26 protein-coding genes and 2 tRNA genes are annotated in these 25,026 nt (G+C 52.6%); 15 read left to right on the forward strand and 13 right to left on the reverse strand.

Annotated elements, in window-relative coordinates; all coding sequences use genetic code 11:
- Window positions 1–233: 233 nt before the first annotated feature.
- On the reverse strand, window positions 234–629 hold the full coding sequence (locus R0I78_RS11215; RefSeq protein WP_019933920.1) for a MerR family transcriptional regulator: 396 nt from the start codon (window positions 627–629) through the stop codon (window positions 234–236).
- Window positions 630–766: 137 nt separating this feature from the next.
- Between R0I78_RS11215 and R0I78_RS11220 the strand changes: the two genes are divergently transcribed.
- A complete protein-coding gene (locus R0I78_RS11220; protein ID WP_019933919.1) occupies window positions 767–1,261 on the forward strand; it encodes a hypothetical protein in 495 nt (164 codons plus the stop codon).
- On the opposite strand, the gene R0I78_RS11225 is transcribed toward R0I78_RS11220, so the two are convergent.
- Window positions 1,236–2,861 (reverse strand): EAL domain-containing protein, encoded by a 1,626-nt coding sequence (locus tag R0I78_RS11225; RefSeq protein WP_019933918.1) that lies wholly within the window; start codon window positions 2,859–2,861, stop codon window positions 1,236–1,238. The two genes, R0I78_RS11220 and R0I78_RS11225, sit on opposite strands and share 26 nt — an antisense overlap.
- A gap of 159 nt (window positions 2,862–3,020) precedes the next feature.
- Window positions 3,021–3,096: transfer RNA gene (locus R0I78_RS11230), tRNA-Asn, on the reverse strand.
- 632 nt (window positions 3,097–3,728) lie between these two features.
- Between R0I78_RS11230 and phbB the strand changes: the two genes are divergently transcribed.
- The 5 genes from phbB (at window position 3,729) to glnS (ending at window position 9,771) form a co-directional block, all read left to right on the forward strand.
- Window positions 3,729–4,475 carry an acetoacetyl-CoA reductase gene (gene phbB, locus R0I78_RS11235; protein ID WP_019935700.1) on the forward strand — a complete coding sequence of 249 codons (747 nt, stop codon included), beginning with the start codon at window positions 3,729–3,731 and terminating at the stop codon, window positions 4,473–4,475.
- Between the two features lie 30 nt (window positions 4,476–4,505).
- Complete coding sequence (locus tag R0I78_RS11240; RefSeq protein WP_317075372.1) at window positions 4,506–5,720, forward strand: acetyl-CoA C-acetyltransferase; 1,215 nt, start codon at window positions 4,506–4,508, stop codon at window positions 5,718–5,720.
- Window positions 5,721–5,733: 13 nt separating this feature from the next.
- A complete protein-coding gene (locus R0I78_RS11245; protein ID WP_317075373.1) occupies window positions 5,734–6,069 on the forward strand; it encodes a phasin family protein in 336 nt (111 codons plus the stop codon).
- A 103-nt stretch (window positions 6,070–6,172) separates the two neighbouring features.
- Window positions 6,173–7,951: a class I poly(R)-hydroxyalkanoic acid synthase gene (gene phaC / locus R0I78_RS11250; protein WP_317075374.1), complete on the forward strand. Its 1,779-nt coding sequence runs from the start codon at window positions 6,173–6,175 to the stop codon at window positions 7,949–7,951.
- A 155-nt stretch (window positions 7,952–8,106) separates the two neighbouring features.
- Complete coding sequence (glnS, locus tag R0I78_RS11255) at window positions 8,107–9,771, forward strand: glutamine--tRNA ligase (protein ID WP_317075375.1); 1,665 nt, start codon at window positions 8,107–8,109, stop codon at window positions 9,769–9,771.
- 37 nt (window positions 9,772–9,808) lie between these two features.
- Here glnS and fur read toward each other — a convergent pair whose 3' ends face one another.
- Window positions 9,809–10,240, reverse strand: a complete 432-nt coding sequence (gene fur / locus R0I78_RS11260; RefSeq protein WP_019935705.1) for a ferric iron uptake transcriptional regulator — start codon at window positions 10,238–10,240, stop codon at window positions 9,809–9,811.
- Between the two features lie 146 nt (window positions 10,241–10,386).
- On the opposite strand from fur, the gene R0I78_RS11265 reads away from it, so the two are divergent.
- Window positions 10,387–10,860 carry a DUF4442 domain-containing protein gene (locus tag R0I78_RS11265; protein WP_026344918.1) on the forward strand — a complete coding sequence of 158 codons (474 nt, stop codon included), beginning with the start codon at window positions 10,387–10,389 and terminating at the stop codon, window positions 10,858–10,860.
- A 128-nt stretch (window positions 10,861–10,988) separates the two neighbouring features.
- Window positions 10,989–11,231, forward strand: coding sequence for an LPP leucine zipper domain-containing protein (locus tag R0I78_RS11270; protein WP_019935707.1), 243 nt, complete (start codon window positions 10,989–10,991; stop codon window positions 11,229–11,231).
- Window positions 11,232–11,320: 89 nt separating this feature from the next.
- Here R0I78_RS11270 and R0I78_RS11275 read toward each other — a convergent pair whose 3' ends face one another.
- The 5 genes from R0I78_RS11275 to R0I78_RS11295 form a co-directional block, all read right to left on the reverse strand.
- Entirely contained in the window at window positions 11,321–12,229 is a 909-nt protein-coding gene (locus tag R0I78_RS11275) for a L,D-transpeptidase family protein (RefSeq protein WP_019935708.1), read from the reverse strand.
- Between the two features lie 98 nt (window positions 12,230–12,327).
- Window positions 12,328–12,855 (reverse strand): flavodoxin FldA, encoded by a 528-nt coding sequence (gene fldA / locus R0I78_RS11280; protein WP_019935709.1) that lies wholly within the window; start codon window positions 12,853–12,855, stop codon window positions 12,328–12,330.
- A gap of 43 nt (window positions 12,856–12,898) precedes the next feature.
- Entirely contained in the window at window positions 12,899–13,183 is a 285-nt protein-coding gene (ybfE, locus tag R0I78_RS11285; RefSeq protein WP_019935710.1) for a LexA regulated protein, read from the reverse strand.
- Window positions 13,184–13,186: 3 nt separating this feature from the next.
- Window positions 13,187–13,408 (reverse strand): DUF2788 domain-containing protein, encoded by a 222-nt coding sequence (locus tag R0I78_RS11290; protein WP_317075376.1) that lies wholly within the window; start codon window positions 13,406–13,408, stop codon window positions 13,187–13,189.
- Window positions 13,409–13,464: 56 nt separating this feature from the next.
- The gene (locus tag R0I78_RS11295; protein WP_317075377.1) at window positions 13,465–14,229 is read right to left on the reverse strand and encodes an alpha/beta fold hydrolase; all 765 of its coding nucleotides are present in this window, start codon (window positions 14,227–14,229) and stop codon (window positions 13,465–13,467) included.
- Window positions 14,230–14,352: 123 nt separating this feature from the next.
- On the opposite strand from R0I78_RS11295, the gene R0I78_RS11300 reads away from it, so the two are divergent.
- The 4 genes from R0I78_RS11300 to R0I78_RS11315 all read left to right on the forward strand — a co-directional run bounded on the left by R0I78_RS11300 (window position 14,353) and on the right by R0I78_RS11315 (window position 18,711).
- Entirely contained in the window at window positions 14,353–14,862 is a 510-nt protein-coding gene (locus tag R0I78_RS11300; protein WP_019935713.1) for a replication initiation negative regulator SeqA, read from the forward strand.
- A 23-nt stretch (window positions 14,863–14,885) separates the two neighbouring features.
- Window positions 14,886–16,526 (forward strand): phosphoglucomutase (alpha-D-glucose-1,6-bisphosphate-dependent), encoded by a 1,641-nt coding sequence (gene pgm, locus R0I78_RS11305; protein ID WP_317075378.1) that lies wholly within the window; start codon window positions 14,886–14,888, stop codon window positions 16,524–16,526.
- 139 nt (window positions 16,527–16,665) lie between these two features.
- Window positions 16,666–17,688, forward strand: a complete 1,023-nt coding sequence (gene astE / locus R0I78_RS11310; protein WP_317075379.1) for a succinylglutamate desuccinylase — start codon at window positions 16,666–16,668, stop codon at window positions 17,686–17,688.
- A gap of 177 nt (window positions 17,689–17,865) precedes the next feature.
- Window positions 17,866–18,711 (forward strand): hypothetical protein, encoded by an 846-nt coding sequence (locus R0I78_RS11315; RefSeq protein ID WP_317075380.1) that lies wholly within the window; start codon window positions 17,866–17,868, stop codon window positions 18,709–18,711.
- A gap of 66 nt (window positions 18,712–18,777) precedes the next feature.
- Here the strand turns inward: R0I78_RS11315 and R0I78_RS11320 are convergent, their stop codons facing one another.
- Window positions 18,778–19,563 carry a nucleoside-binding protein gene (locus R0I78_RS11320; RefSeq protein ID WP_317075381.1) on the reverse strand — a complete coding sequence of 262 codons (786 nt, stop codon included), beginning with the start codon at window positions 19,561–19,563 and terminating at the stop codon, window positions 18,778–18,780.
- 218 nt (window positions 19,564–19,781) lie between these two features.
- On the reverse strand, window positions 19,782–20,345 hold the full coding sequence (locus R0I78_RS11325; protein WP_019935718.1) for an HPP family protein: 564 nt from the start codon (window positions 20,343–20,345) through the stop codon (window positions 19,782–19,784).
- Between the two features lie 132 nt (window positions 20,346–20,477).
- Here R0I78_RS11325 and R0I78_RS11330 point away from each other — a divergent pair, with 132 nt between their 5' ends.
- From R0I78_RS11330 to R0I78_RS11340, 3 genes are all read left to right on the forward strand, one after another.
- Window positions 20,478–20,678: a hypothetical protein gene (locus tag R0I78_RS11330; RefSeq protein WP_019935719.1), complete on the forward strand. Its 201-nt coding sequence runs from the start codon at window positions 20,478–20,480 to the stop codon at window positions 20,676–20,678.
- Window positions 20,679–20,729: 51 nt separating this feature from the next.
- Window positions 20,730–20,820 (forward strand) — tRNA-Ser (locus R0I78_RS11335).
- Between the two features lie 110 nt (window positions 20,821–20,930).
- Window positions 20,931–21,233, forward strand: a complete 303-nt coding sequence (locus tag R0I78_RS11340; protein ID WP_317075382.1) for a monooxygenase — start codon at window positions 20,931–20,933, stop codon at window positions 21,231–21,233.
- A 40-nt stretch (window positions 21,234–21,273) separates the two neighbouring features.
- Here the strand turns inward: R0I78_RS11340 and R0I78_RS11345 are convergent, their stop codons facing one another.
- The gene (locus R0I78_RS11345) at window positions 21,274–23,844 is read right to left on the reverse strand and encodes a TRAP transporter permease (RefSeq protein WP_317075383.1); all 2,571 of its coding nucleotides are present in this window, start codon (window positions 23,842–23,844) and stop codon (window positions 21,274–21,276) included.
- A gap of 117 nt (window positions 23,845–23,961) precedes the next feature.
- Window positions 23,962–24,945 (reverse strand): TAXI family TRAP transporter solute-binding subunit, encoded by a 984-nt coding sequence (locus R0I78_RS11350; protein ID WP_317075384.1) that lies wholly within the window; start codon window positions 24,943–24,945, stop codon window positions 23,962–23,964.
- Window positions 24,946–25,026 lie beyond the last annotated feature (81 nt).

A 25,026-nucleotide genomic window follows, 5' to 3' on the forward strand; every position in this document is an offset into this window, starting at 1 on the left:
AAATGGCAGATGAAGTCCGGTATTATACGGACGAGTATTACCCGAAAGTGCGGCGCCACATGGCGCTGGGAGGAATAACTCCCAATGCCTACGCAGCTGCCGCTTAATTTAAGTGTCTACTTTATCGGGGCCACTCCACACGTTGCCTGCACGTGCGAAGTTTTACCTGCAAATACGGCTCAGTACCTTCAAACCACACCACTGATGGCTTACAGCTTACAGCTGTCTTTTAGTTAGTGGTGTTTCATTTTCTCCAGCGCTTCCTTGGCCTTGATATCGGCGGCGTCGAGCTCGGCCAGCACCTTTTCAATATCGTCCTGCTGTTGCTGCAGCATAATGCGTTTTTCTGCGATCATGGCCACCATGGAATGCAGCTGGGGCCGGGTACTGTGCTCGGCATCATAGAGTTCAAACAACTCACCCATTTCCGCCAGACTGAAGCCCAAACGCCGGCCGCGCAGAGTCAGAGTGAGACGAATACGATCCTTATGACTGTATATGCGGGTATTACCTTTGCGCTTGGGCATAATCAGGCCCAGTTCTTCATAATGACGAAGAGTACGGGGGGTGATATCAAACTCGTCAGCCAGCTCGGAGATAGTGTAGGTAACTTCCTTATTGGGCATCATGACAACTCCTGCTACAACATAAAAACAAGTCTGAGCGGCGAACCTTACACCCATGGCGGCGGGCTGTGAAGTCCGGCTTTGACTCACACAGGCTATTACGCCAAGATTGATGTTTTAAGGCAACCGGCGGAGACGGCGTGTTTAATTTTAAGGTCAGGGACGGCGAGGGTCATCAAGCCCATATTCGTATACAGGCGTTGGACTGGAGCGAACAGGGTGAGGTGACATTCAGCGCCGATAATGACGCGCTGGCCGTGATGCTGCTGTCCGATTGCCGTAGCGGGCGCGGGCACTTTGAGCTGCTTTCCGGTGCCAAGCCCATGGATGTGGAGCAATGGCTGGACTATCTGCAGGAGCAGGGCCAGCTGAAGGAAGTGGAGGTGACAGTTCATACGCCGCTGGAGCAGGGTTATGGCACCCTGAGCGGACTTGATAGTGAACAGGTACAGGAGTTGTTACAGTTGGTATATAAAGTAGGTGGTTTTAACCGCCTGCAAATAATGCGTTACCTGAAACACCGCAATAATCCGTCTACCATGTCTACTCGCTACAGTGCAGAAGAGCTCACCCGCTACCGTCATTTGGGTGAGCTGATTAATTACCTGCTTAAACTGAAGACACCAGACCTTTAAACTCTGCAAGGGGCAGGGGCTTGCTTACCAGGTAGCCCTGAACTCCGTCTACATACATGGTTTCCAGGATCTGCTTCTGCTCTTCGGTTTCTACCCCTTCTGCCACCACATGGCAGCCCAGTCGCTGAGCCAGATCGATGATCATTCGCACGAATTGCTGGTTGGCATTGTCATCTTTCAGCTGACGTACCAGCTCCGGATCCAGTTTGACATAGTCAGGCTTAATGTCTTTTAACAGCCGGAAAGAGCCATAGCCATGACCGAAACGGCTGATGGCCGAGCGGGCCCCACTGCGACGGATCATTTCAAGCAGCCGCTTGCCATTGCCCAACTGATGTTCCAGTACATGTTCATCCAGCTCAAAAACCAGGTTGGCGGTGATGTGCTGATGACGCATCAATACTCGTTCCAGCCAGATGATAAAAGCACCCTGTTGCAGGCTTGCGGGTGTCAGATTAATGGCCCAGCGTTGTCCGGAAAGATCGCATTTTGCTACCTGATCCAGAATCATCTCAATGATTTTTTGTTCAAACAGCATGGACATGCCCAGTCGCTGTAACATGGCAAAGACGGTAGAAGCCGGATAGACACCACCACTTTCATTTGGAAAGTGGGTAAAAATTTCGTTATAACCAGGCAGCGCCGGTTTCAACAGTCTGGCCGGCTGTACCACCAGCAGAATGCGATCGTTATCCAGCATGCTCTGCAGACGCTGTCGCCACTGACTTTCACCCATGTCTTCGTCGTCACTGTTTTTCAGCACCATACGCCAGCTATTGGGTTCACCGCTTTGCGCCTGCGCCAGCGCGGAGTCGGCACGAATGAGAATGCTTTCCGGAGACTGACCCGGCAACAGCTGAGTAAAGCCAATATAAGCGACACAGTCCAGCTCATGTACATCCTGATAGTGGAACAGCTCCTGGCGTAACTCATTGCCCATGGTATGGGCCAGGGGCTCACACTGTCCGGGAACAAGCACAGCGATATCACTGCCACTGATACGATAAGCCTGCGCACCCATGCGCGACTGAATGACTTTACGGATCAGCCGGGAGATATCCTGCAGGTATTGATCACCGGCCTGAAAGCCATGACGGCTGTTGATATCCTGAAGTGCGCTGGCACGGATCAGCATTAATGTTGTCGTCGCCAGACGGTTATCACTGGCCAGCAGCTCACTTAGCTGGTGTCGGAACGCAAAGCGATTTCCCAGGGTGGTCAGGCTGTCGCGCTGGCTCTGTAGTCTGGCTTCTTCCAATTTTTGCTGAAGCTCTGTCTGTTGCGCCTGCAGTCGCTGAAAAAGCGCCAGCACATCCTGAGCCAGCAGCTCAGTACTATCAGGCATGATCTCTTCAGGAGCATGCAGCAATGACTGCACATGTTGCTGAAATGCGTGTTGTTGCCGGCGGTAGCGAATATACAGCCAGCCACAAGACAACAAACTGAGCAAAGCGAACGGCACTGCTATCATCAGCCAGGGATAGGGCAATTGCTGAGCCAGAGACCAGTGGGCCCATTGCCATGGCAATATGAAGCTCAGCAGGATTAACACCACAGCGACAGACAGCAGGGCAGTAGTAAAGGAAGGGGTTCCCCGCATGATTGGCATCCTTGTTAAACGGAACCAGTAGCTGATGCTACATACTTGATTACTATCATGATTCAAGCGCGCAGCAATAACAAGACTGGCCACAAGGCAATAACGGGACAAGAGAAGATTAGATACAAAAAAGCCGGCACAAGGCCGGCTTTTTGAAACTGGCTCCCCCTGCTGGACTTGAACCAGCGACATACGGATTAACAGTCCGCCGTTCTACCGACTGAACTAAGGGGGAAGAGGCATCTCTTCAATGCGAGGCGCATGTTAAAGGCTGCTCTGAAAGCTGTCAACACCGAAACGCAATTTCCCTGAGTAATCAGTTTGTTTGCTGAAAATGTGATCGAAACGGCTTAAAAGTCAACGGCGTGGGGCAATGGTTGTTCGAGTTTAAAGCAGGCCAAACAGGCGGCTTGGCAGCGCCAGGCGGCAGGCCCGGAAGAGAGTATTAACGCTGCGAACCTTTTGAATGTAAAATTTATGTAAATTTTACATTCCTGTTTTAATAAATAAAAAAAACCAGAAAATAACCGGCCTGACAGGCAGTGAGTAATAAAATTGTCATAAAAATCATCATGCATCTATTTAACGTTTTATTATTCTGACTTTAAAGTTATAAATTTTATGCCTGCAGATAAACTTGCCGCTGTGACTTATCCTTTTTGCTGATTGCATTTGCTGGCAGCCATTATTTTAATGCATTTGTCATAACAATAAGGGTATAGTGTGAATACCTGAGCATGGAGCTGGTTCAGGTGCGGTACCTGGAAAACGAATGTGTTGATGTCATTGTCGGCAAAGCTGACCGTTAATGTACACAATTTTAATTTTTGCTTTCTTTTTATTGTATATACATGGAGTAGAGTGTTCATGACCGACAAAAAAATCGCGTTGGTAACCGGTGCAGCTGGCGGAATTGGTACAGAAGTATGTCGTTTATTTTTAAATAATGACTATAAAGTACTGGCTACTCACCGTCCGGGCAAAGAGCAGCAAGCTGCTGCATGGCTGCAGGATGAAGGCCTGGCCGGTCAGGATATCAAGTTGCTGGCGCTGAATGTGGCCGATCATGAAGCCACAGCGACAGTACTTGCTGATACCTTACGCGAAATGGGTCACATTGATGTGCTGGTCAACAATGCCGGCATTACCCGTGATGCCACCTTCAAGAGAATGTCGTGGGATCAATGGAAAGAGGTAATGGACACTAACCTGAACAGTCTGTTCAGCGTAACACAGCCAATTTTCAACAATATGTGCGAACAAGGCAGTGGCCGCATTATTAATATTTCTTCTGTAAATGGTCTTAAAGGTCAGTTTGGTCAGGCCAACTATTCTGCGGCCAAGGCCGGCATGATCGGCTTTACCAAGGCGCTTGCCGCTGAGGGAGCCCGTTTTGGTGTGACCGTTAATGCCGTGGCCCCCGGTTATACTGCCACGCCCATGGTAACTGCCATTCGTGAAGACGTACTGGACTCCATTAAAGCCACTATTCCGCTTAAACGTCTTGCCACCACCGAAGAAGTGGCCGGGGCTGTACTTTATCTGGCTGGCGAATATGGCGGTTATGTTACCGGTGAAACCCTGTCTGTTAACGGCGGCCTGTACATGCAGTAATGCTGTATTTTTATTTACGGAGAAAAAGTCATGTCTGAACCAGTATATATTGTTGCCGCCAAGCGCACGCCCATCGGTGCCTTTTTGGGCTCACTTAAAACCGTCTCTCCTGCCGATCTGGCAGCGGCCGCCATTAAAGGTGCGCTGGAGCAGGCGCAGCTGTCCGGTAATGATGTTAATGAAGTAATCGTTGGCAACGTGATTAGCGCAGGTCAGGGCATGGGGGTCGGACGTCAGGCTGCCATGGCAGCGGGCATTCCCGCCGGTATTCCTGCCTACACCCTGAACATGGTGTGTGGCAGCGGCATGAAAACCCTGATGGATGCCTGTGCTCATATTAAAGCCGGTGACGCTGAGGTGGTGGTGGCTGCCGGCTGTGAAAACATGTCGCAGATTCCTCATGTAGTGAAAGGCGATCTGCGCAATGGTCAGAAGATGGGTGACATGACACTGTCCGATCTGTTGCTGAGCGACGGTCTGACCGACGTATTCAATCAGTATCATATGGGAGTCACCGCCGAAAATGTGGTGGCACAGGAAAATATCAGCCGTGAACAGCAGGACGCACTGGCCGCTGCCAGCCAGTCAAAAGCGGTAGCAGCCATTGAAGCAGGCTTCTTTAAAGATGAAATTGTGCCGGTGGAAGTGAAAACCCGTAAAGAAGTGCTGAGCATTGATACCGATGAATATCCCAAGGCCGGCACAACCACCGACGCGCTGGCCAAGCTGCGCCCGGCATTCAAGCGTGATGGTGGCTCGGTCACCGCCGGTAATGCGTCCGGCATCAATGACGGCGGCAGTGCCATTATCGTGGCCAGCAAGTCTGCTGTTGAGCGCCTGGGCCTGACGCCACTGGCAGAGGTTGTCAGTTACGGCCAGGGTGGTATCGATCCCGAGATCATGGGATTGGGCCCGGTGCCTGCCATTGCTCAGGCGCTGGACAAAGCCGGCCTTAAGCTGGCTGACATTGAGCGTTTTGAACTTAACGAAGCCTTTGCCGGTCAGGCACTGGGCGTGGTGCGTCAGCTGTCAGCCCGCCACGACATCGCCGAGCAGGTGCTGCTTGAAAAAACCAATAAGAACGGTGGTGCCATTGCATTGGGTCACCCGCTGGGAGCCTCCGGCAACCGTATTATGGTCACTCTGCTGTATGAGCTGCAGCGCAGCAACAGCAAGTTGGGGCTGGCGTCCCTTTGCGTGGGCGGCGGCATGGGTACAGCGGTAATTCTGAAGTCAGTTTCTTAATAAGGACATCATTATGTACACGGACATTTTCAAAACCTTTAACGATCAGACCGAAAAAACCTTTGGTCCTCTGTATCAGTACAATCAGCTGGTCGCCAAAAACTTCACTGCGCTTACCAACCTGCAGCTGGAAGCCGCTCGTCAGTATGCTGACATTGGTCTGGCGCAGTTGCAGATTAACAGCCAGATTAAAGACGTTCAGGGCCTGGTTACCTGCGGTGCCAAACAGCTGGAAACCATGACCCGCATCAGTCAGCAAATGATGGAAGACGGTAAAAAGCTGTCTGAGCTGGCCCAGGAGTTTAAAGCGGGTCTGGATGAACTGGTTGCCAAGGCCAACAAAGCCTGAGCCCTATCTTGACCGTGCTTGTTTAACAAGGGAAAGGGGCCATTGCGGCCCCTTTCTGTTTGTACAATACGGCTGTGGCTTTTTCATGCAGGGAGAGGAAATAATGCAGCAGAATATATTTGAAGGCAGTGATCCGGTTCGTCAGTTTTTTGCCTGGAACGAAACTGTCTGGTCCGATATTCAGAAGTCCAGCCTGGGAGATAACCTTGTTACTCAGGCGCTGTCCCGGGTGAACGCAGAGGATCTGAAGGTTTTTTATGATGTGGTGGCCAGTAACCCTGTACGGCTGATGGAAATGCAGATGCAGTGGTGGCAGGGCCAGCTGGCCATCTGTCAGAACAGCATGGTACGGGCGATTGACCGCAGCGCCGACAGTGTGATTGCCGATCCGCCCGGCGATCGCCGTTTTAAATATGCGGGCTGGAAGGAAGATCCTAATTTTGATTTTCTGCGCCAGTCATATCTGCATTTTTCCAATTCATTAATGCAGACCCTGGAGGTAGTGGAAGGACTGCCTGATCCGGTGCGCCAGCGTCTTATCTTCTTTTTCCGCCAGACCATTAACGCCTTGTCACCCAGCAACTTTATCTGGAGTAACCCGGAGTTGCTGCACCGTACCCTGGAGGAAAAAGGTGCCAACCTGGTCAAGGGGATTCATCTGTTTCAGGAAGATCTGGCCAATAGTGCCAACCTGCTTAAAATTCGCATGACCCGTCAGTCGGCGTTTGAGCTTGGCAAGGATCTGGCCACCACACCCGGTGAGGTGGTATTTCGTAACGATATTTTCGAACTGATCCAGTATCAGGCCACGACCAGTCAGGTGCACAAAACCCCCTTGCTGGTGATACCGCCCTTTATCAACAAGTTCTATATTCTTGATTTGCGAGAGCAAAATTCCTTTGTGCGCTGGTTGCGGGATCAGGGGCATACGGTCTTCCTGATGTCCTGGCGAAATCCGGGCAAAGAGCAGGCCAGTATTGGTTTTCAGGACCTGATCAATTCAGGCACCATGGAAGCCATACGGGTAATGGAGCGCATCACTGGCGAAAAGGAAGTCAATGCTATCGGTTATTGTATTGGCGGTACTCTGCTGGCCAGCACCATGGCGCTGTATGCAGCCCGGCGCATGAAGCCCAGAGTCAAAAGTGCTACCTTCCTGACCACACTGCTCGACTTTACTCAGCCGGGAGAAGTAGGGGTTTTCATTAACGACCCCGTGGTCAGTGCCATGGAGCAGATGAACGATGCTCAGGGATATTTTGACGGTCGCCAGATGGCAGTGACCTTCAGTTTGCTGCGAGAAAACAGTCTCTACTGGAACTATTACATTGATAACTATCTGAAAGGCGAAGAGCCCACCGAGTTTGATATTCTGTACTGGAACAGTGACAGCACCAACCTCAGTGCTACCTGTGCCAGTTTTCTGCTGCGGGATCTCTATCTTGATAACAAGCTCGGCAAGGGTGAAGTAAAAGTCGGTAACTTTGGCGTAGACTTGTCCAAGGTTGAGACGCCCAGTTATTTTCTGTCTACCAAAGACGATCATATTGCGCTGTGGGATGCTACCTTTAAAGGCGCTGGTCTGCTGGGCGGAGACAAAACTCTGATATTGGGTGAGTCTGGTCATGTGGCCGGTGTGGTTAACCCGCCTGACAGGAATAAGTACGGCTACTGGCTAAACGAGCAGTGTTTTGAGTCTGCTGATCAATGGCTGGCTGCGGCCCGACGGGAAAGTGGCTCCTGGTGGCCGCATTGGCAGCAGTGGGTCACCCCGCATCTGGGCAAACCGGTGCCGGCCCGTGATATTGGCAATGAGGAATGCCCGCCGCTGATGCCGGCACCGGGCCGCTATGTACAGCAAACGCTGCCGGTAGAAGAATAACGTCTGTCTGCTTTATCATCAGTTAACGCCGCTTTCGAGCGGCTTTTTTACTTTTGGCAGCAATATAGTGGCGGTGCTATTGAGCACTGTGCCGGAATCATGGATCATGGAGACTTTACGCTATTTCACCATTTTCCACTTTCGAGGTGCATTGAATGAGTCAGGCGGACCACAGTCCCAGCAATTTCATTCGTCAGATCATTGATGAAGATCTGGCCAGCGGCAAGCATCAGGCGGTGCAGACCCGTTTTCCACCGGAGCCCAACGGCTATCTGCACATTGGCCATGCGAAATCCATTTGTCTGAACTTTGGCATTGCCAAAGACTATCAGGGCAAATGTAATCTGCGCTTTGATGATACCAACCCCGAAAAGGAAAGCGTGGAATATGTTGAGTCCATCAAGCGCGACGTACAATGGCTGGGTTTTGAGTGGAGCGGCGATATTCGTTACTCCTCCGACTACTTTGAAAAATTGTATTGTTATGCCGTTGAGCTGATTGAAAAAGGCCTGGCCTATGTGGATGAGCTTACCCCCGAGCAGATCCGCGAATACCGTGGCACCCTGACCAGCTCGGGCCGCAACAGCCCGTACCGGGACCGGCCGGTAGCAGAAAACCTGGCGTTGTTCGCGCGTATGCGCAACGGTGAGTTCAAGGAAGGCACTGCCTGCCTGCGGGCCAAAATCGATATGGCGTCTTCCTTTATGGTGATGCGTGATCCCGTCATCTACCGGGTGCGTTTTGCCCACCACCACCAGACCGGTGAGCAGTGGTGCATTTACCCCATGTACGACTTCACCCACTGCATTTCCGATGCGCTGGAAGGCATTACCCACTCTCTTTGTACCCTTGAGTTTCAGGACAACCGCCGCCTCTATGACTGGGTGCTCGATAACATCAGCATTGACTGTCATCCGCGCCAGTATGAGTTTTCCCGGCTTAATCTGGAATACACCGTCATGTCCAAGCGAAAGCTTAACCAGCTGGTGACCGACGGCCATGTGGAAGGCTGGAATGATCCGCGTATGCCCACCATTTCCGGTCTGCGCCGCCGCGGTTACACACCCGCTGCCATTCGTGAGTTTTGTCGTCGTATTGGCGTGACCAAACAAGACAATACGGTAGAGATGGGGATGCTTGAGGCCTGTATTCGTGATGATCTCAATGAAAATGCACCTCGTGCCATGGCAGTGCTGCGTCCGGTACGATTAATCATTGAAAATCTGCCTGAAGGCCATGAAGAAACACTGAAAGCCCCCAATCATCCCAGCAAACCTGAAATGGGGGAGCGTGAGCTGGCGTTTACTCGTGAAATCTTCATTGATGAGGCAGACTTTCGTGAAGAGGCCAACAAGAAATACAAACGGCTGGTACTGGGCAAGGAAGTGCGTCTGCGCAATGCCTATGTGATCAAGGCCGAACGTGTGGAAAAAGACAACAACGGTAACATCACCACCATTTACTGCAGCTACGATCCCGATACTCTGGGCAAGGATCCGGCAGACGGGCGAAAGGTCAAAGGCGTGATCCACTGGGTTTCTGCTGCTCGCGGTGTACCGGCGGAGGTTCGCCTGTACGATCGTTTGTTCAGCATTCCCAACCCCGGAGCCGCTGAGTCTTTTGAGGCAGCTCTCAATCCGGACTCGTTGCAGGTGCTCAAACACGCTGTGGTTGAAGCCTCTCTGGCCAGTGCCAGTGCCGAACATGCGTATCAGTTTGAGCGTGAAGGGTACTTCTGCCGTGACAGCGAGTCTGACGCGCTGGTATTTAACCTGACTGTTGCATTGCGTGATTCCTGGGGTAGCAAGGAAGGCGCATAACAACAAAAAAAGCCGCAGTCACTGCGGCTTTTTTTAATTATTCATCGTTATGGTTACATTCGTCATTATTGCAGTGACCATATAAATACAGGCTGTGATTGGTCAGCTTGATATTAAACTGGCCGGCAATAACGCGCTGCCGTTCTTCAATGACTTCATCATGAAATTCAATAACCTTGCCGCAGTCAAGGCAGACCAGATGATCGTGATGTTCCTGGGTAGCCAGCTCAAAAACAGACTTGCCACCCTCAAAATGATGCCGAGTAACGATGCCGGCATCGTCAAACTGGTTCAGTACCCGATAAACGGTAGCCAGACCAATTTCTTCGCCCTGGTCGATGAGCAATTTGTAGAGTTCTTCCGCACTGACATGCTGGGTATCCGGTTGCTGTAACAACTCCAGAATCTTGATCCGGGGGAGTGTGACCTTGAGTCCTGCTTTCTTCAGTGCTTGATTGTTATCGGCCATAAAATCAACGATTCACATTTCATTTGGGTATTAGTGTTAATTCTGCGTCTTCCTGCCTTCAAAGGCAACCCGAATTCCCGGGCGGTGACAAAACCGTCATGTAAGGGTTATCATTTGAGTACTTTTACGGCGCGGAGTAACAGTAAATGGTAACGGTTATCCTTTCCCGGCCCTGGCTATTGCGCCGCTTAATGAATCTGTGGCCCCCTTTTTGGGGGGCGGGCATTCGGCTTGAGCATATCAGTCGTGACTACAGTTACTGCCGTGCGTCACTGGTTTTACGCTGGTGGAATAAAAATGCCAACGGGACTCAGTATGGCGGCAGTCTGTTTTCGATGACAGATCCGCTGTACTCCATGATGCTGATGGCCACGCTGGGGCCTGGTTATCAGGTATGGGACAGGGCGTCTCGTATTACGTTTTTAAAGCCCGGACGAGGTCGTGTTTATGCAGAAGTTTATCTGAATCGTGACAGACTCGACGAAATCCGACGTAGCACGGCGGGCGGTGGTAAGTATTTTCCGGAGTTTCGTATTAATATTGTCAATGAAAGCGGAGAACTGGTTGCCGAAGTAGAGCGTACCCTCTACGTGCGTAAAAAAGCGGCAAACAAACGCTGAATCATGATGTTAAGCAAAATTTCCTAATGTCATGGTCTATAAAATAATTTGCGGTTAGTGGTGAACTTCGTTCATACTTAGCTTGCTTAGTGGTCTTTTTGACTCCCATTAAAAACAAGGAGCATGTAATGCGTAATAAAATGATGATGGTTGGTGGTGTTGTTGGTGCCCTGATGCTGGCTGGTTGTAGCTCCACTACTGCTCTGGAAGAGAAACTGGACATGCTGTCTCAGGACGTACAGGCTGTTCAACAGGGTCAGCAGTCTAACGCTGCCAAGATTGACCGTCTGGCTGCCGACGTTGCCGAAGCCCGCGCTTCTGCCGACCGCGCCAACTCTCGTCTGGATCAGATGGGTCGTTACACCAAGTAACATTACCCTGCGAATATTTAAAAGGCCTGACGTAAGTCAGGCCTTTTTTATTGGTAATGCCTTAACGGGCAGACTGGCTGCCCGTTATATCAATACAGGCTTTGTCCAACCAACTGAGGCGTCGCTTGCTGCTGACCGATAATTTGCTCCAGTGTTGCTCTGTCGAGGCCATTTTCCAGTAAGGGCTCCAGTACGCTGATATCTACCGGGCGTGTATCTTTGTGTCCTTCCGGAGTAAGCGGCTCGTGAGACTCCACAAAAGTCTGGCCGTATTCATCGGTGCTTATCTTGAGTGACTGATTCACAATCTGTACGCGCGTGCCTTTATCGACCTGAGCAAACAGCCACTCGACATGCTCCGGATACATACGAATGCAGCCGGCGCTGGAGCGCAGACCCACATCCAGCGGATCATTGGTACCGTGGATCAGATATTCACCGCTGCCATAAGAAAGGCGCATGGCATATTCACCCAGTGGGTTATCGGGGCCGGCAGGAACCACAGCCGGCAAAGGGATTCCTTTGGCGGCATACTCCTTGCGGGTATTGGCGGTCGGGGTCCAGGTCGGGTTTTCCCGCATCTGGGAAATAGAGGTCACCATTTCAGGCGTGGCGCGGCCCACCCGGCCAATACCGATGGGGAACACATAGACCTGATCTTCGTTTTCCGGATAATAATACAGGCGCAGCTCCGCCAGATTGATCACAATCCCTTGCGTTTCGGCTCTGGGCAGCAGCATCTGATTGGGGATCACCACTTTGTCACCGGGGCGCAGCAGCAGCAGATCCTGATCAGGGTTGGCAGCCATCATCAGAATAGGACTCACGCCGTAATAGCGGGCCAGCCCGGCCAGCGTGTCACCCTCCTGAGTGGTATGAATAAGAATTTGCCCCACGGGCTGCCCCTTATCGGCAGGCAGAGGAAGCGGACGTACTGCCGCCTGTGCTGCCGTGAAAGGCAGCAGCATACTGAGCAGAATGGCACTAAACAGTTTCATGACGTAATTCTCTTACTGTGATGTGTACCGGGATCATACCCTTGTTGAACAAAAAAGGGATGCGCCCGGCGCATCCCTTAAAGACCCGAGCTGTCGCGTTAACCTTCCAGCTCTTTCAGGCACATTTCTTCATATACCTGTTTACACCAGCCCTTGACCCGCTCCTGGGTCAGCTCGGGCTGACGGTCTTCGTCAATGCCAAGTCCTACAAAGTGAGCATCGTCCACCAGGGCGCGAGAGGCTTCAAAATCATAGCCTTCGGTGGGCCAGTGACCAATGATAATAGCACCACGGGGTTCGATAATGTCTTTCAGGGTGCCCATGGCATCCAGGAAATACTCGGCATAGTCTTCCTGATCGCCGCAGCCAAAAATGGCAACCAGCTTGTCGTTAAAGTCGATTTGCTCAAGCTCGGGAAAAAAGTCATCCCAGTCGGCCTGAGATTCGCCGTAATACCAGGTGGGAATGCCCAGCAGCAGCAAATCAAATCCGGCGATGTCTTCTTTGGTGCTCTTGGCAATGTCGTGAACTTCAATCAGATGCTTACCCAGTTCTTTCTGGATCATCTTTGCCACGGCTTCGGTGTTGCCGGTATCACTTCCAAAAAACAGACCTACACTTGCCATAATTATGCCGTACCTGTTGAGAATGGTGTTGTAAAACCTGGCGCTATTCCTGCTCTTGCTGTGCCAGTTGTTGCAACAGCAAGGCCTGAATCAGCTCGGCTCGGCTGAGCCGGCGCTCATTGGCCAGAACGTTAAGTTTGCTGAACAGTTGCTCATCTACCTTGAGCTCTATTCGGCGAAGACCGCGTTCACGATCCCGTTTGAGCTGATTACGCTTGTTGAGTTTAAGCTGAACCTGCCGGGGCAGGGGATTGGTTTTGGGTCTGCCGGGCCGACGTTCGTCGGCGAACAGATCCAGCGTGGTTCTGTCTGCCTCTTGCTTGGCCATGGCTCAGCCCACACCACCACTTTCCCATGCTGCTTCAATAATGCCTTTGGCAATAAAGCCGGCACAACCGAGAAACAGCACCAGCCAAACGATAAAACGGCCAAATTTGGGCACATTGCCCCGTTTCAGAACATCCTGAATAGCCAGCCCGATCAGCAGAAAAATGGCCACAAAAAAGAGTTTCAGCCCAAGGCTTTCCAGCAGCTCGATTTGATCCAAAGACATAAAGTTGACCGACCGTTAAGAATGGGCGCCACTATAGCACAAAGCCTGAAAGCCTGTTAACTGAGAGCAAGCAGGAAATCCTGCACCAGGCGATTGAATAAATCGGGTTTTTCCGCATGCAGCCAGTGGCCCGCACCCTGAATGACCCGGGCCTGAGCCTGAGGAAACTGAGCCTGAACGTCGGACTGATGCTCGGGCAGCAGATAATCCGACTCACTGCCTTTAATGAACAGTACTGGTGCCTCAAAGGGTGTTGGCAGGCCGGGCCAGCCCATAATATTGGCGTAGGCGTTGTGCAGGGCGGTAACATTAAAGCGCCAGGTGTGTTCGTCATTGCTGAACGACTTCAGTAAAAACTGGCGTACGCCGGCAATGCTGACATGCTGCGCCAGTACCGCATCGGCTTCCTTGCGGGTCTGGCAGCCGGCGTTCATTACCGCCTGCAGACCGGCAAATACTTCCTGATGGCGGGCCTGACGGTAGGCCACCGGTGCCATGTCGGCCACCACCAGACCGCGTACCTGTTCCGGTGCCAGTCCGGCGGCCATCATCACGGCCTTGCCGCCCATGGAATGCCCCACCATGGCAGGCGTATCCAGCTGCAGCTGTGCGCTCAGTTCCAGCAGATCTTCCGCCATGGCGGAGTAGGTCATTTCTCCACTGCGGGGTGACAGCCCATGGTTACGCAGATCGACGGAGATAACATCGAAATGTGGTGTCAGTGCCCGGCTCAGACCATTTAAATTGTCAAGGCTGCCAAACAGGCCATGTACCAGTATCACCGGCATACCGCTGCCCTGGCGTCGATAATTCAGTTGCATGAAGCGTGCGCCTTGTTGCGTCAAAAGAGGGCAATATTGTTGCCCGAGCCGGGCATGGGCGCAACCCGCTTGGGCCGGACCCTTGCAACATGTATAATCAGCCACTCTTCACTGGGAGTGGATATGCCTGAAAAAATGATGAAAACCATTGAGGTGGATGAAGAGCTTTACCGTTACATTGCCAGTAATACCCGGCATATCGGAGAGAGCGCCTCGGACATATTGCGCCGTTTACTGAAACTGGAAAGCCAAAAAACCGAACCCAGCGCGGAGCCGGCCCCGGCGGGTGTGCAGGGAGAGGGCGTACGCCGTATGCTCGACGCCGGCACTCTGGCTGCGCAAGATTCTGCTATTGAACGTTTTATGACGATTTTGTCGGTATTGTACCGGGATAATCCGGCTGCCTTTGCTCAGGCCTCAGATATCAAGGGGCGCAAACGTATCTATTTTGCCGACTCGGAAGCTGCCTTGCTGGCGGCGGGCAACACGACCAAGCCCAGAGCCATTGATGGCAGCCCTTATTGGGTGATAACCAATACCAACACCGGCCGCAAACGCAATATCGTGACTCAGCTGATGGCCGCTATGGGCTATGCCCACGGCCTGATTGAGCGGGTCAGCCAAAGCATCTGAACATATCAAGGACAGTAATCAACATGAGCACGCACCCTCGCGCAGGCCAGCCTGCACAGCCTGCGGATCTGGTTAATATTCCCAAACTGATGGCCGCGTTTTATCAGCGTACCCCTGATGTCAGCCAGCCGGGACAACGTGTGGCCTTTGGTACTTCCGGCCATCGTGGTTCTTCTTTGGATGCCAGTTTTAATCAGGCGCATATTTACGCCATTTGTCAGGCGGTGGCAGAGTATCGCCGGGCGCAGGGTATAAGCGGGCCGCTGTTTCTGGGCATGGACACCCATGCGTTATCGGAAGCAGCCTTTGGCGCAGCACTGGAAGTATTAACCGCCAACGGCGTTGAAGTCAGGGTGCAGCAGGGCGGCGGTTATACCCCTACACCGGTGATTTCTCATGCCATTCTGGAATTTAACCGCGCAGGCGGGGCGCTTGCCGACGGCATAGTGATCACACCGTCCCATAATCCGCCGCAGGATGGCGGCATTAAATATAATGGCCCCGACGGTGGTCCTGCCAGTGCCGAGGCCACCGGTGCCATTGAGCAAAGAGCCAATGCGCTGCTGGCCGAAGGCAATGCCGGCGTCACTCGCCAGCCCTGTGAGCAGGCGCGGCAGCAGGCGGTGCCTCATGATTATGTGAATGCCTATGTGGCACAGCTGGATCAGGTCATTGATATGGAGGCCATTCGCCGGGCCGGCATTCGTATTGGCGTGGATCCGCTGGGTGGCTCGGGTCTGGCTTACTGGCCGCACATTGCCAAACGTTTTGGCCTGAATATTACTCTGGTAAATGAGCGCCAGGATGCCGACTTTGGCTTTATGCCGCTGGATCATGACGGCAAAATCCGTATGGACTGCTCCAGCCCCTTCAGCATGACCCGTTTGCTGGCGCTGAAAGATGAGTTTGATATTGCCTGTGGTAATGATCCTGATTATGACCGCCATGGCATAGTGGATGCCGATGGTCTGATGAACCCGAACCATTTTCTGGCGGTGTGCATACACTATCTGTTTACTCACAGACCCGAGTGGTCCGCCAGTCTGGCGGTGGGCAAGACGCTGGTGTCTTCATCCATTATCGACCGGGTGGCAGCCAGTCTGCAGCGTCCGCTGATGGAAGTGCCGGTCGGCTTTAAATGGTATGTAGAACACCTGATGGCCGGCAAGCTGGCCTTTGTGGGGGAAGAAAGTGCCGGTGCCTCTTTCTTGCGTAAAAACGGCGATGTCTGGACCACGGATAAAGACGGTTTTATTCCGTCACTGCTGGCGGCAGAAATACTGGCGGTAACCGGTAAAACACCCCACCAGTATTATGCCATGCTGACCGACGAGCTGGGCCGGCCACATTACCGGCGGGTGGATGCGCCTGCAAACCATGCCCAAAAGAAAGTGCTCAGTGCGCTTCAGCCGAAAAACGTGCAGGCCGACACCCTGGCCGGCGATGCCATTATTGCCCGCCTGACGAGTGCGCCGGGTAACGGGGCAGCCATTGGTGGTTTAAAGGTGGTCACTGAGCAGGGCTGGTTTGCTGCCCGCCCCAGTGGTACCGAGCAGGTATATAAAATTTATGCCGAGAGCTTTCGCAGTGAAGCTCACCTGGATCAGCTGATCACCGAAGCACGGGCTTTGGTGAGTGAGGTGTTTGCTCAGGCTGGCGTATAAATTTGCAGCCGGCGCTGATCAGCGCCGGCTTTTGACTTTATTATGTGGGGTAGACCCCTAAATCCTTAGACATTGATACTGAAATCGTGTTTTATTGCATTAAGATGTCTGGCAATAAAATGGATTTTTGGAGGTATCTGTGACTCATGCTCTTGATGACTTTCTTGCCCTCAGCAGACAGCACCCCTGGTATTTATCCCCTTCAGTATATTCGCTGCCTTGCGGCACTGCAGCCCAGATCTGGGATACCGGCGTCCTGTGTCTGGAGCCGGAAAACCCGGCTGGTCGTGATTTGATTATTTCCTGCGGCATTCACGGTAATGAAACCGCGCCCATTGAGCTGTGCGAGGCGTTGCTGCACAGGCTGATCAGTGGCGAGCTGACCTGCCGCCAGCGAGTGCTGTTTATTTTTGGCAATCCGGCAGCGATGAATGCCGCGGTACGTGAGCTGGATGAAAACCTGAACCGGCTGTTTTCCGGCGCTCATGCCGAGGGCAATGAGGTGAATCAGGAGCGTAAACGGGCTGCGTTGCTGGAAAGCTATGTGACCCGCTTTTTTTCGGTGCGAGAGCATGCAGAGCGGCTGCATTACGACTTGCATACTGCCATTCGGCCTTCACAGCGGGAAAAGTTTGCCGTGTATCCTTATTTGCATGGCGCACCTTACAGTCGGGCTCAGCTGGCGTTGTTGCAGGCTGCCGGCATTAATACGGTACTACTGGCTCACGAGCCTACCACCACCTTCAGCTATTTCAGTGCGCACCGGTTCAATGCCCATGCCTTTACCCTTGAGCTGGGCAAGGTAATGCCTTTTGGTGACAATGATCTGACCCAGCTGACCGCACTTAATCAATGCCTTGAAGCATTGATCTCTGAGCCTGGCTGGCAGCCACCACCACTCACACCAGAGCATCTGGACGTGTTTGCCGTGAGTCAGGAAATTGTTAAAAACACCGATGACTTTGCCCTTTGTTTCAACAATGATGTATCCAATTTCACCGAGTTTGAACAAGGTGTCTTGCTGGCGACTGATCAGCAGCAGCAGTGGCATGTTCAGCAGGAGCGGGAAGCCGTGGTGTTTCCCAATGCCGGTGTGGCATGCGGACAACGTGCAGCCTTGATGGTAGTACCGGTATCTTCGTTTACCTTACCTCTGAGATAGTGACTGAAAGCCGTTTCTTTGATGCTCATTATACTTTTGTGAACAAAATGTAGATTTTTGGTGTCGGCCTGTGTAATCATTCAGGTGCTGAAAGGTGGAATGCAAAAAACACAAAAAAATATTACTTTGTATTCACATCAGAATTCACCTTTTGAACCATGTGAAGGAATCACGGTTATGAAGCAAACCTGCAAGCGCGTTTTCACTCTGTCTGCCCTGGCCCTGGCCGTTTCTGCTGCTCCTCAGGTGAGCGCCGCCACCTGGTCCGATACCTATATCGGTTATCGTTACGGTACCGAGTTTACCGAGCCTTTTAATAAAAAAGATGTGACCAAACACATTCTGCAATTCACTCATGCCAGCGGTTATGCCTATGGCCAGAACTTTCTGAACGTGGATTTGCTGCAGTCTGATGAAAATGATCCGGCTCAGGGCGACGCCCCAGGTGAAGGTGACGGTGCCACCGAGGCCTATCTGACCTACCGCCATCAGCTGCATCTGGGCAAGATTTTTGATCAGGATTTCAGTTTTGGTCCGGTAAAGGAAGTGGCACTGACCGCAGGCTTTGATCTGAATACCAAAAACACTGAAGTTGCTCCCCGTAAACAGATGCTGGTGGTGGGTCCGACGTTAAAGTTTGCCGTGCCCAAGGGTTTCCTGGACTTCAGCATACTGTATGCTCATGAGCGCAATCACAATGGTAAGCGTACCACTAACCAAGATATTACGTATAACGATTATACAGTGTACAATTTGGCCTGGGGTCTGCCCTTTAATGCCGGTCCTGTACCCATGAAGTTCCAGGGGTTTGCCAACTACAATACCCCTAAAGGGCAGGGTACCGACTATGAAATTCTGGCCCGTCCTTCCCTGATGGTGGATGTGGGTGATCTGGCCTTTAACAAGAGCAACACTCTTTGGGCCGGTGTGGGTTATGAATACTGGAACAACAAGTTTGGTAATAATGGCATAGCTGGTGTAGATACTCACGCCCCGACCTTCCAGCTGGAATGGCATTTCTAAGCCGCTGTATAAACACAAGTCCCTGTAAAAAAGAGCGCCACGGCGCTCTTTTTGCATTTGCTGTGGTTAAAACCGCCAGACAGCCAGGCCCTGTACTGCGCTCTCGGTAACCGAGCTGCCGTATTTGTTGTGCCAGTACTGATATTCAATGCCCACAAACAGCCGCTGAGGATCATTGAACAGGGTTTTACCCAGATCGTAACGCAGCTGCGGCTGAGCCAGCACATGGGCTTTTACCTTGTCGCCGAATTCATTTTCCCGACTGCCGATATATTCAAGATGACCTTCCAGGCTGAAGTCGTGGCTGCCGGCACTGAAGGGAAAGGCCCAGGCGGTGTCCAGCATCCAGCTGTTGCTTTCCTTGGGCGCGCCGCCGCCGGCCACGCCTGTGCTGTCATCAATATAGGCGGTGATCAGGGTATTAAAAAAAGCGGCACCGGGCACATCCAGCGCCAGTTGTACCCCCGGCAGATATTTACGTACCTTGCTGTCACCACCGGCGTTGACCCCCATCACCAGACCAATGTCCTTCACGGGGCCCAGGCTTAAATCCCGGCCACTGATCTTGCCCAGGCTGAAGTTAAAATAACCTTCACCATACCAGTCACGTCGGCGCTGGTCGTCTTTCCAGTCGGAATAATCAATAAAAAAGAAGTTGTCGCCGTACTTCCAGCCACTGGCGTGTTGCAGGGTATAAATGCTGGTAGTGGATTTATCATCGGCATCAGGTCCAAAGGGCTGTTGCTTGAGGTTTCCTATCTGATATTGCAGCTCTGTGGTGCTCCAGTCGGCGGCCATGGCCGGCACGCAGCTGGCAGCAATCAATAAGCCAAGCAGGGATTTTTGTATCATAACATCCTGTTCCTTTGTGTCCGTATTACTGAAAAATGAAAATACAAAGTGCCGTTTTTCTGGCGTCATCAGGCACAGCAGGATGTTACATTCGGTTAACAATATGTTGTGTGATCATGATCACAATACGACTTAAAATCTCCATGTGAAGATTCTTTACTTAAAATCCAAGTTCCGCCATCAGGTTATAAAAAAGAAGCCTTGCGGCTTCTTTGGGACTAGTCGGTTTTTACTGCCGGCTCGGTGGCCTGTGATTCCTTGGCAGTCTGCTGCTGCTCCTTAACCACATGATTTTTCGGGTAAATCGTCTTGGGACCAAACGGATAGCGGCGATGGGTAAACACATAATGATAGACACTGGCAAAACCTACCATAAACAGGGTGCCGGCCAGAGTGGGCAGAATAAAGTCCATGGGGGTCAGGTGAGCCGCAGACAGGTAAATTAGAATGGGGTTGGCACCGGCAGGGGGATGCAGGGTGTCGGTAAGCACCATCATGGTAATGCTCAGTCCAAAGCAAATGCCAAGACCAAGGGTGGGATCAGGAATAAACTCAAGGCCAGCCACGGTAATGCAGGTGGTTAAAAGGTGACCCAGAATCACATGCTTGGGACGCGACAGCGGCGCTGAAGGCAACAATAATAATAACACCAGGGTGGCACCCATGGGGGCACTCAGCACCATGAAGTGAGTCCAGTCCTTCAGGTAGCTCAGGCAGATAACGGCAACAAAAGCTGCTGCACCGGCCAGGGTTGCGTCACGCAAGCGGTGTTTCAAATGCATGGAGACCTCGTGATTTGTATCGTTTTTATAAGATATGCTTATAAAGCAAGCTACTAAATTGTATTTGTAATGCATAAAAAATAAAAGTCATCATCCATGAAAAAAGTGCATAACTTATGAAGGAGAGCAGGGATGAGTGAACATGAGTCGCTGCGCAAGGCGCTGCACTGGCTGACCGGGCAACCGGCAATCAATAAAGAATCGATTGCCGCAGCCAGCCGGCACTTTGACTTGTCTCCGCTGGATGAGCAGTTCCTGCGAGATTACTTTTTAAACCAACGCGCAGAAAACGTCTCAAAAAGTATGCAAAGTGATGATTTAGAAAGCAATTGATTACCAAGCCCTTTACAGCACGAAGCGGATCACAGTATGATCCGCAGCACTGGAGGGGTGGCAGAGTGGTTGAATGCACCGGTCTTGAAAACCGGCGTAGGTTAATAGCCTACCGTGGGTTCAAATCCCACCTCCTCCGCCACATTAAAAAGCCCGCTGCATTAGCAGCGGGCTTTTTTGTTGTTGCTGACGCTATTCTGGCAGAAACGTATTATATTAGTGGTTTCTTTTATATGCGTGGGAGCGGGTTAGATGAAAACCATACTGCAGGTTGATTTTCCTTTTAGCGGGCCTTTTGACCAGGAGATGGCTCAGGCCATGGCAGGACTGGCGCACTCCATTAATGAAGAGCCTGGTTTTATCTGGAAAATATGGACAGAAAATGCGGCTCATGAGCAAGCCGGAGGAGTTTATCTGTTTGAGAATGAAGTCAGCGCGCAGCAATATCTGAAAAAGCATACAGCCCGCCTTGAAGAGGCAGGAGTTACCGGCATTCGAGGTCGGATATTTGCTGTAAATGAAGCGCTCAGCGCGGTTAACAAGGCACCTCTGTAAATCAAACGCCGGCCAGTGGCCGGCGTTATTATTGCTGTGATTATGCTTTCTGGCGGCGGCGCTGAGTCCAGGCCACCAGGCCTGCCAGCAAGAGTGCCGGCACAAACATCCATTCCTTGTCGGGGCGGTCGGACGGACGCTGTAACGACACCACTTCCAGATCAAAATCTACCCCCAGACGCTCTGCCTGGCTGCCAAAATCCACCATATCAATCAGTATTTTGTCACCTTCGGTGCGCAGGCTGCTGATACCGGTGCTGGCCAGACGTTCACTGGCACTGGTGAGATCTGCATCAAAATTGAGTTTCACCATTTTGTTGACCGGCTCGCCAAACAGGTTGTTTCCTCCCAGCTGCAGAATAATGGACTCGTTCGCCGGCAGGCTTTCCACCACTTGCTCCCACTGACTGGCGTTATATTGCGCCATGGGCGGAAACAGTTTGTCCCAGAAAAAACCCGGCCGGAACAGGGTAAAGGCCACCAGCAGCAGCGCCAGGGTTTCCCACCTGCGGCTTTTAACCAGCCAGAACCCTTGCGTGGCGGCGGCAAACAACAACATGGCGGCCAGCGCACTGATAATGGTCAGCAGTAATCCGCCCCAGCTTTCAATCCCCAGCAGCAGCAGTTGAGTATTAAAAATAAACATAAAGGGCAGAATGGCGGTACGAATATCGTAGGTAAAGCCCTGTATACCGGTTTTTATCGGATCGGATTTGGCAATGGCGGCGGCAGCAAAGGCGGCCAGCCCTACCGGCGGTGTATCGTCTGCCAGTATGCCGAAGTAGAACACAAACAGATGCACGGCAATGAGCGGCACTATCAGTCCATGCTGAGCGCCCAGATTCACGATCACCGGTGCCATCAGGGTAGATACGACGATGTAGTTGGCTGTGGTAGGCAGCCCCATGCCCAGCAGCAGGCTGATGACCGCCGTGAAGATCAGCATCAGGAGCAGGCTGCCGCCCGAGATGAACTCCACAAACTCCGTCATCACCAGACCAATGCCGGTAAGGGTGACTGTGCCGACCACGATACCGGCAGCAGCGGTGGCTACCCCAATGCCAATCATGTTGCGGGCACCGGTGACCAGTCCCATAAACAGATCAAAGCTGCCTTCCTTGAGCAGACCTTCTGTTTGTTGCTTGCGGAACAGGGCCTTGAGCGGCTTGTGCGTGACCACAATAAACATCATAAACAGGGTGGCCCAGAATGCCGACAGCCCCGGAGATAACCGCTCTACCGTTAAACACCACACCAGCACGACGATGGGCAGCAGATAATACATGCCCGACTTAAAGGTAGGGCCGGGCTCAGGCATATGAATGTCCGGGCTGTCCGGGTCGTCAATGGCCAGATCCGGCAGTCGGGCAGACCAGGCCACCAGCGCAATATAGGTCACCAGTGCCACTGCGCTCAGCACCCAGGTGGCCAGCGGGCCAAACAGGGTTTTGGTCCAGCCAATACCATAATAGATGCCGGCAGAAAGCAGCAGCATGCCTACGGTAATGGTCATAAAGCCGAACAGACGCTGGGCGATAGTAACCTTGCGGCGTTGCTGCAGCGGTTGCATACCGGCTTTTACCGCTTCCAGATGCACGATGTAAATCAGGGCGGCATAGGAAATGAGTGCCGGCAAAATCGCCGCCTTGATCACTTCTATATAGGAGATACCCACATACTCCACCATCAGAAAGGCGGCGGCCCCCATAATGGGCGGGGTCAGCTGACCATTGGTAGAAGCGGCCACTTCCACCGCACCGGCTTTGGTGGCCGGAAAGCCCACCCGCTTCATCAGCGGTATGGTAAAGGTGCCGGTGGTGACCACGTTGGCAATGGATGAGCCTGATACCAGCCCGGACAGACCCGACGACACCACTGCTGCCTTGGCCGGACCGCCGCGCAGGTGCCCCAGCATGGAAAAGGCCAGCTTGATAAAGTAGTTGCCGGCTCCGGCCCGCTCCAGCAAAGAGCCAAACAATACAAACATAAACACAAAGGAGGTAGAGACTCCCAGCGCCACCCCAAACACCCCTTCGGTAGTCAGCCACTGGTGAGTCACGGTGCGCGCCAGGCTGGCACCGCGGTGGGCGATCACGTCCGGCATCATGGGGCCGGCAAAGGTGTAGAACAGAAAGATGGCGGCCACCACCATCAGTGGCGGACCCAGGGCCCGGCGGGTGGCTTCCAGCAGCAGCAGCATGCCAGTGCAGGCCACGACCAGATCCTGCATAATGGGCAGGCCCGGCCGGCTGGCCAGCTCACGATAAAACAAAAACAGATAGGCGGCACAAAAGGCACCGGCCAGACCCAGCAGCCAGTCGTGCAGGGGAATTCTGTCTCGCGGAGAATGCTTTAAGGCCGGAAAGGCAGTAAAGGACAAGAACACCGCAAAGGCCAGATGAATGGAGCGGGCTTCGGTATCGTTGAAAATACCGATATTAAACATAAAGGGCAGGGGTGATACGTACCACAGCTGAAACAGTGCCCAGCAGAGCGGTACCAGCAGCAGGGTCCAGTGACCCGCACCGGTAGGATGCCGACCGCCGGTATCGGCCTGAGCCAGCATCTCATCCAGCGTTTGCTGAGTGTTATCCTGAGGTGGTTGAGACATGTGTTTTCCTCCGAATGTCAGGGTAAACAGCAAACCGGGGCGGCAAGAACTTGGCTTGCCGCCCCGGTGGTTTCCTGACCAGAACAGGGAAGCAGGCTTCCCCGGTACAAGGCTGATTTAGTCGATCAGACCTGCTTCCTTGTAGTATTTCTGGGCGCCTGGGTGCAGCTCGGCACTCAGACCATCTTTCACCATTTCCTCTTTCTTGAGGTTGGCAAAGGCGGGGTGCAGGCGCACAAACTGATCAAAGTTGTCAAACACGGCTTTGGTCAGCTGGTAGATTTGCGCTTCCGGCACCTTGGCACTGGTGACCAGGTTGGCACCCACACCAAAGGTTTTTACGTCTTCATCGGAGCCGGTGTATTCGCCACCGGGAATGGTAATGTAACGGTAATAGGCGTTGTCGCTGACCAGCTTGTCGACCACCTCACCGCTCACGGATACCAGGTTGGCTTCACAGGCGGTGGTGGCTTCCTTGATGGAGCCGTTCGGGTGACCTACTACATACACAAAAGCATCAATACGGTTGTCACACAGGGCCTGGCCGTGTTCGGCGGGGCGCAGCTCGGACACCAGGCTGAAGTCATCGTGAGTCCAGCCATAGGCTTTCAGCAATACTTCCATGGTATCGCGCTGGCCGGAGCCCGGGTTACCTATGTTGACCCGCTTGCCTTTGAGATCTTCAAAGTTCTTAATGTTGGCATCCTGGCGGGCCACTATGGTGAGGGCTTCACCATGCAGGGCAAACACAGAGCGCAAATCCTCATACGCGCCCTGCTCGCTGAAGGGGCCTTCGCCGTTCAGTGCCTGATATTCCAGATCCGACTGGGCCACACCCACTTCCAGCTCGCCGGAGCGCAGCGAGTTGAGGTTATAGCCGGAGCCGCCGGTGCTTTCTACTGAGCAGCGAATACCGTGCTCGGCACGGCCCTGGTTTACCAGACGGCAAATCGCACCGCCGGTAGGATAGTAAACGCCGGTAACACCACCGGTACCAATGGTGATAAAACTCTGGTCGGCTGCCATAGCACCGGATACACCGGCACCCAGCCCCAGGGTCATGACCGCGGCCGCGCCACTGATGGTTTTTTTAATCGACATAGTTCCTTTCCTTGTCTTTGGATTCAATGGTCGTGCTTGAATGTTTAGCTAAGCTATTCAAAGATAGCAAAAAATTGTATG

It is taken from the genome of Oceanimonas sp. CAM02 (assembly GCF_032842915.1).
Taxonomy (GTDB): Bacteria; Pseudomonadota; Gammaproteobacteria; order Enterobacterales; family Aeromonadaceae; genus Oceanimonas; species Oceanimonas smirnovii.

Coding starts and splice junctions, on each gene's coding strand:
- R0I78_RS11265 (WP_026344918.1), top strand. CDS start 10,387: ATGGTAACGGTTATCCTTTCCCGGCCCTGGCTATTGCGCCGCTTAATG.
- R0I78_RS11345 (WP_317075383.1), bottom strand. CDS start 23,844: ATGTCTCAACCACCTCAGGATAACACTCAGCAAACGCTGGATGAGATG.
- pgm (WP_317075378.1), top strand. CDS start 14,886: ATGAGCACGCACCCTCGCGCAGGCCAGCCTGCACAGCCTGCGGATCTG.
- R0I78_RS11320 (WP_317075381.1), bottom strand. CDS start 19,563: ATGATACAAAAATCCCTGCTTGGCTTATTGATTGCTGCCAGCTGCGTG.
- phaC (WP_317075374.1), top strand. CDS start 6,173: ATGCAGCAGAATATATTTGAAGGCAGTGATCCGGTTCGTCAGTTTTTT.
- R0I78_RS11215 (WP_019933920.1), bottom strand. CDS start 629: ATGATGCCCAATAAGGAAGTTACCTACACTATCTCCGAGCTGGCTGAC.
- R0I78_RS11225 (WP_019933918.1), bottom strand. CDS start 2,861: ATGCGGGGAACCCCTTCCTTTACTACTGCCCTGCTGTCTGTCGCTGTG.
- R0I78_RS11300 (WP_019935713.1), top strand. CDS start 14,353: ATGCCTGAAAAAATGATGAAAACCATTGAGGTGGATGAAGAGCTTTAC.
- R0I78_RS11350 (WP_317075384.1), bottom strand. CDS start 24,945: ATGTCGATTAAAAAAACCATCAGTGGCGCGGCCGCGGTCATGACCCTG.
- glnS (WP_317075375.1), top strand. CDS start 8,107: ATGAGTCAGGCGGACCACAGTCCCAGCAATTTCATTCGTCAGATCATT.
- R0I78_RS11295 (WP_317075377.1), bottom strand. CDS start 14,229: ATGCAACTGAATTATCGACGCCAGGGCAGCGGTATGCCGGTGATACTG.
- R0I78_RS11270 (WP_019935707.1), top strand. CDS start 10,989: ATGCGTAATAAAATGATGATGGTTGGTGGTGTTGTTGGTGCCCTGATG.
- R0I78_RS11340 (WP_317075382.1), top strand. CDS start 20,931: ATGAAAACCATACTGCAGGTTGATTTTCCTTTTAGCGGGCCTTTTGAC.
- R0I78_RS11325 (WP_019935718.1), bottom strand. CDS start 20,345: ATGCATTTGAAACACCGCTTGCGTGACGCAACCCTGGCCGGTGCAGCA.
- R0I78_RS11330 (WP_019935719.1), top strand. CDS start 20,478: ATGAGTGAACATGAGTCGCTGCGCAAGGCGCTGCACTGGCTGACCGGG.
- ybfE (WP_019935710.1), bottom strand. CDS start 13,183: ATGGCCAAGCAAGAGGCAGACAGAACCACGCTGGATCTGTTCGCCGAC.
- phbB (WP_019935700.1), top strand. CDS start 3,729: ATGACCGACAAAAAAATCGCGTTGGTAACCGGTGCAGCTGGCGGAATT.
- fldA (WP_019935709.1), bottom strand. CDS start 12,855: ATGGCAAGTGTAGGTCTGTTTTTTGGAAGTGATACCGGCAACACCGAA.
- R0I78_RS11275 (WP_019935708.1), bottom strand. CDS start 12,229: ATGAAACTGTTTAGTGCCATTCTGCTCAGTATGCTGCTGCCTTTCACG.
- R0I78_RS11240 (WP_317075372.1), top strand. CDS start 4,506: ATGTCTGAACCAGTATATATTGTTGCCGCCAAGCGCACGCCCATCGGT.
- R0I78_RS11315 (WP_317075380.1), top strand. CDS start 17,866: ATGAAGCAAACCTGCAAGCGCGTTTTCACTCTGTCTGCCCTGGCCCTG.
- R0I78_RS11245 (WP_317075373.1), top strand. CDS start 5,734: ATGTACACGGACATTTTCAAAACCTTTAACGATCAGACCGAAAAAACC.
- R0I78_RS11290 (WP_317075376.1), bottom strand. CDS start 13,408: ATGTCTTTGGATCAAATCGAGCTGCTGGAAAGCCTTGGGCTGAAACTC.
- fur (WP_019935705.1), bottom strand. CDS start 10,240: ATGGCCGATAACAATCAAGCACTGAAGAAAGCAGGACTCAAGGTCACA.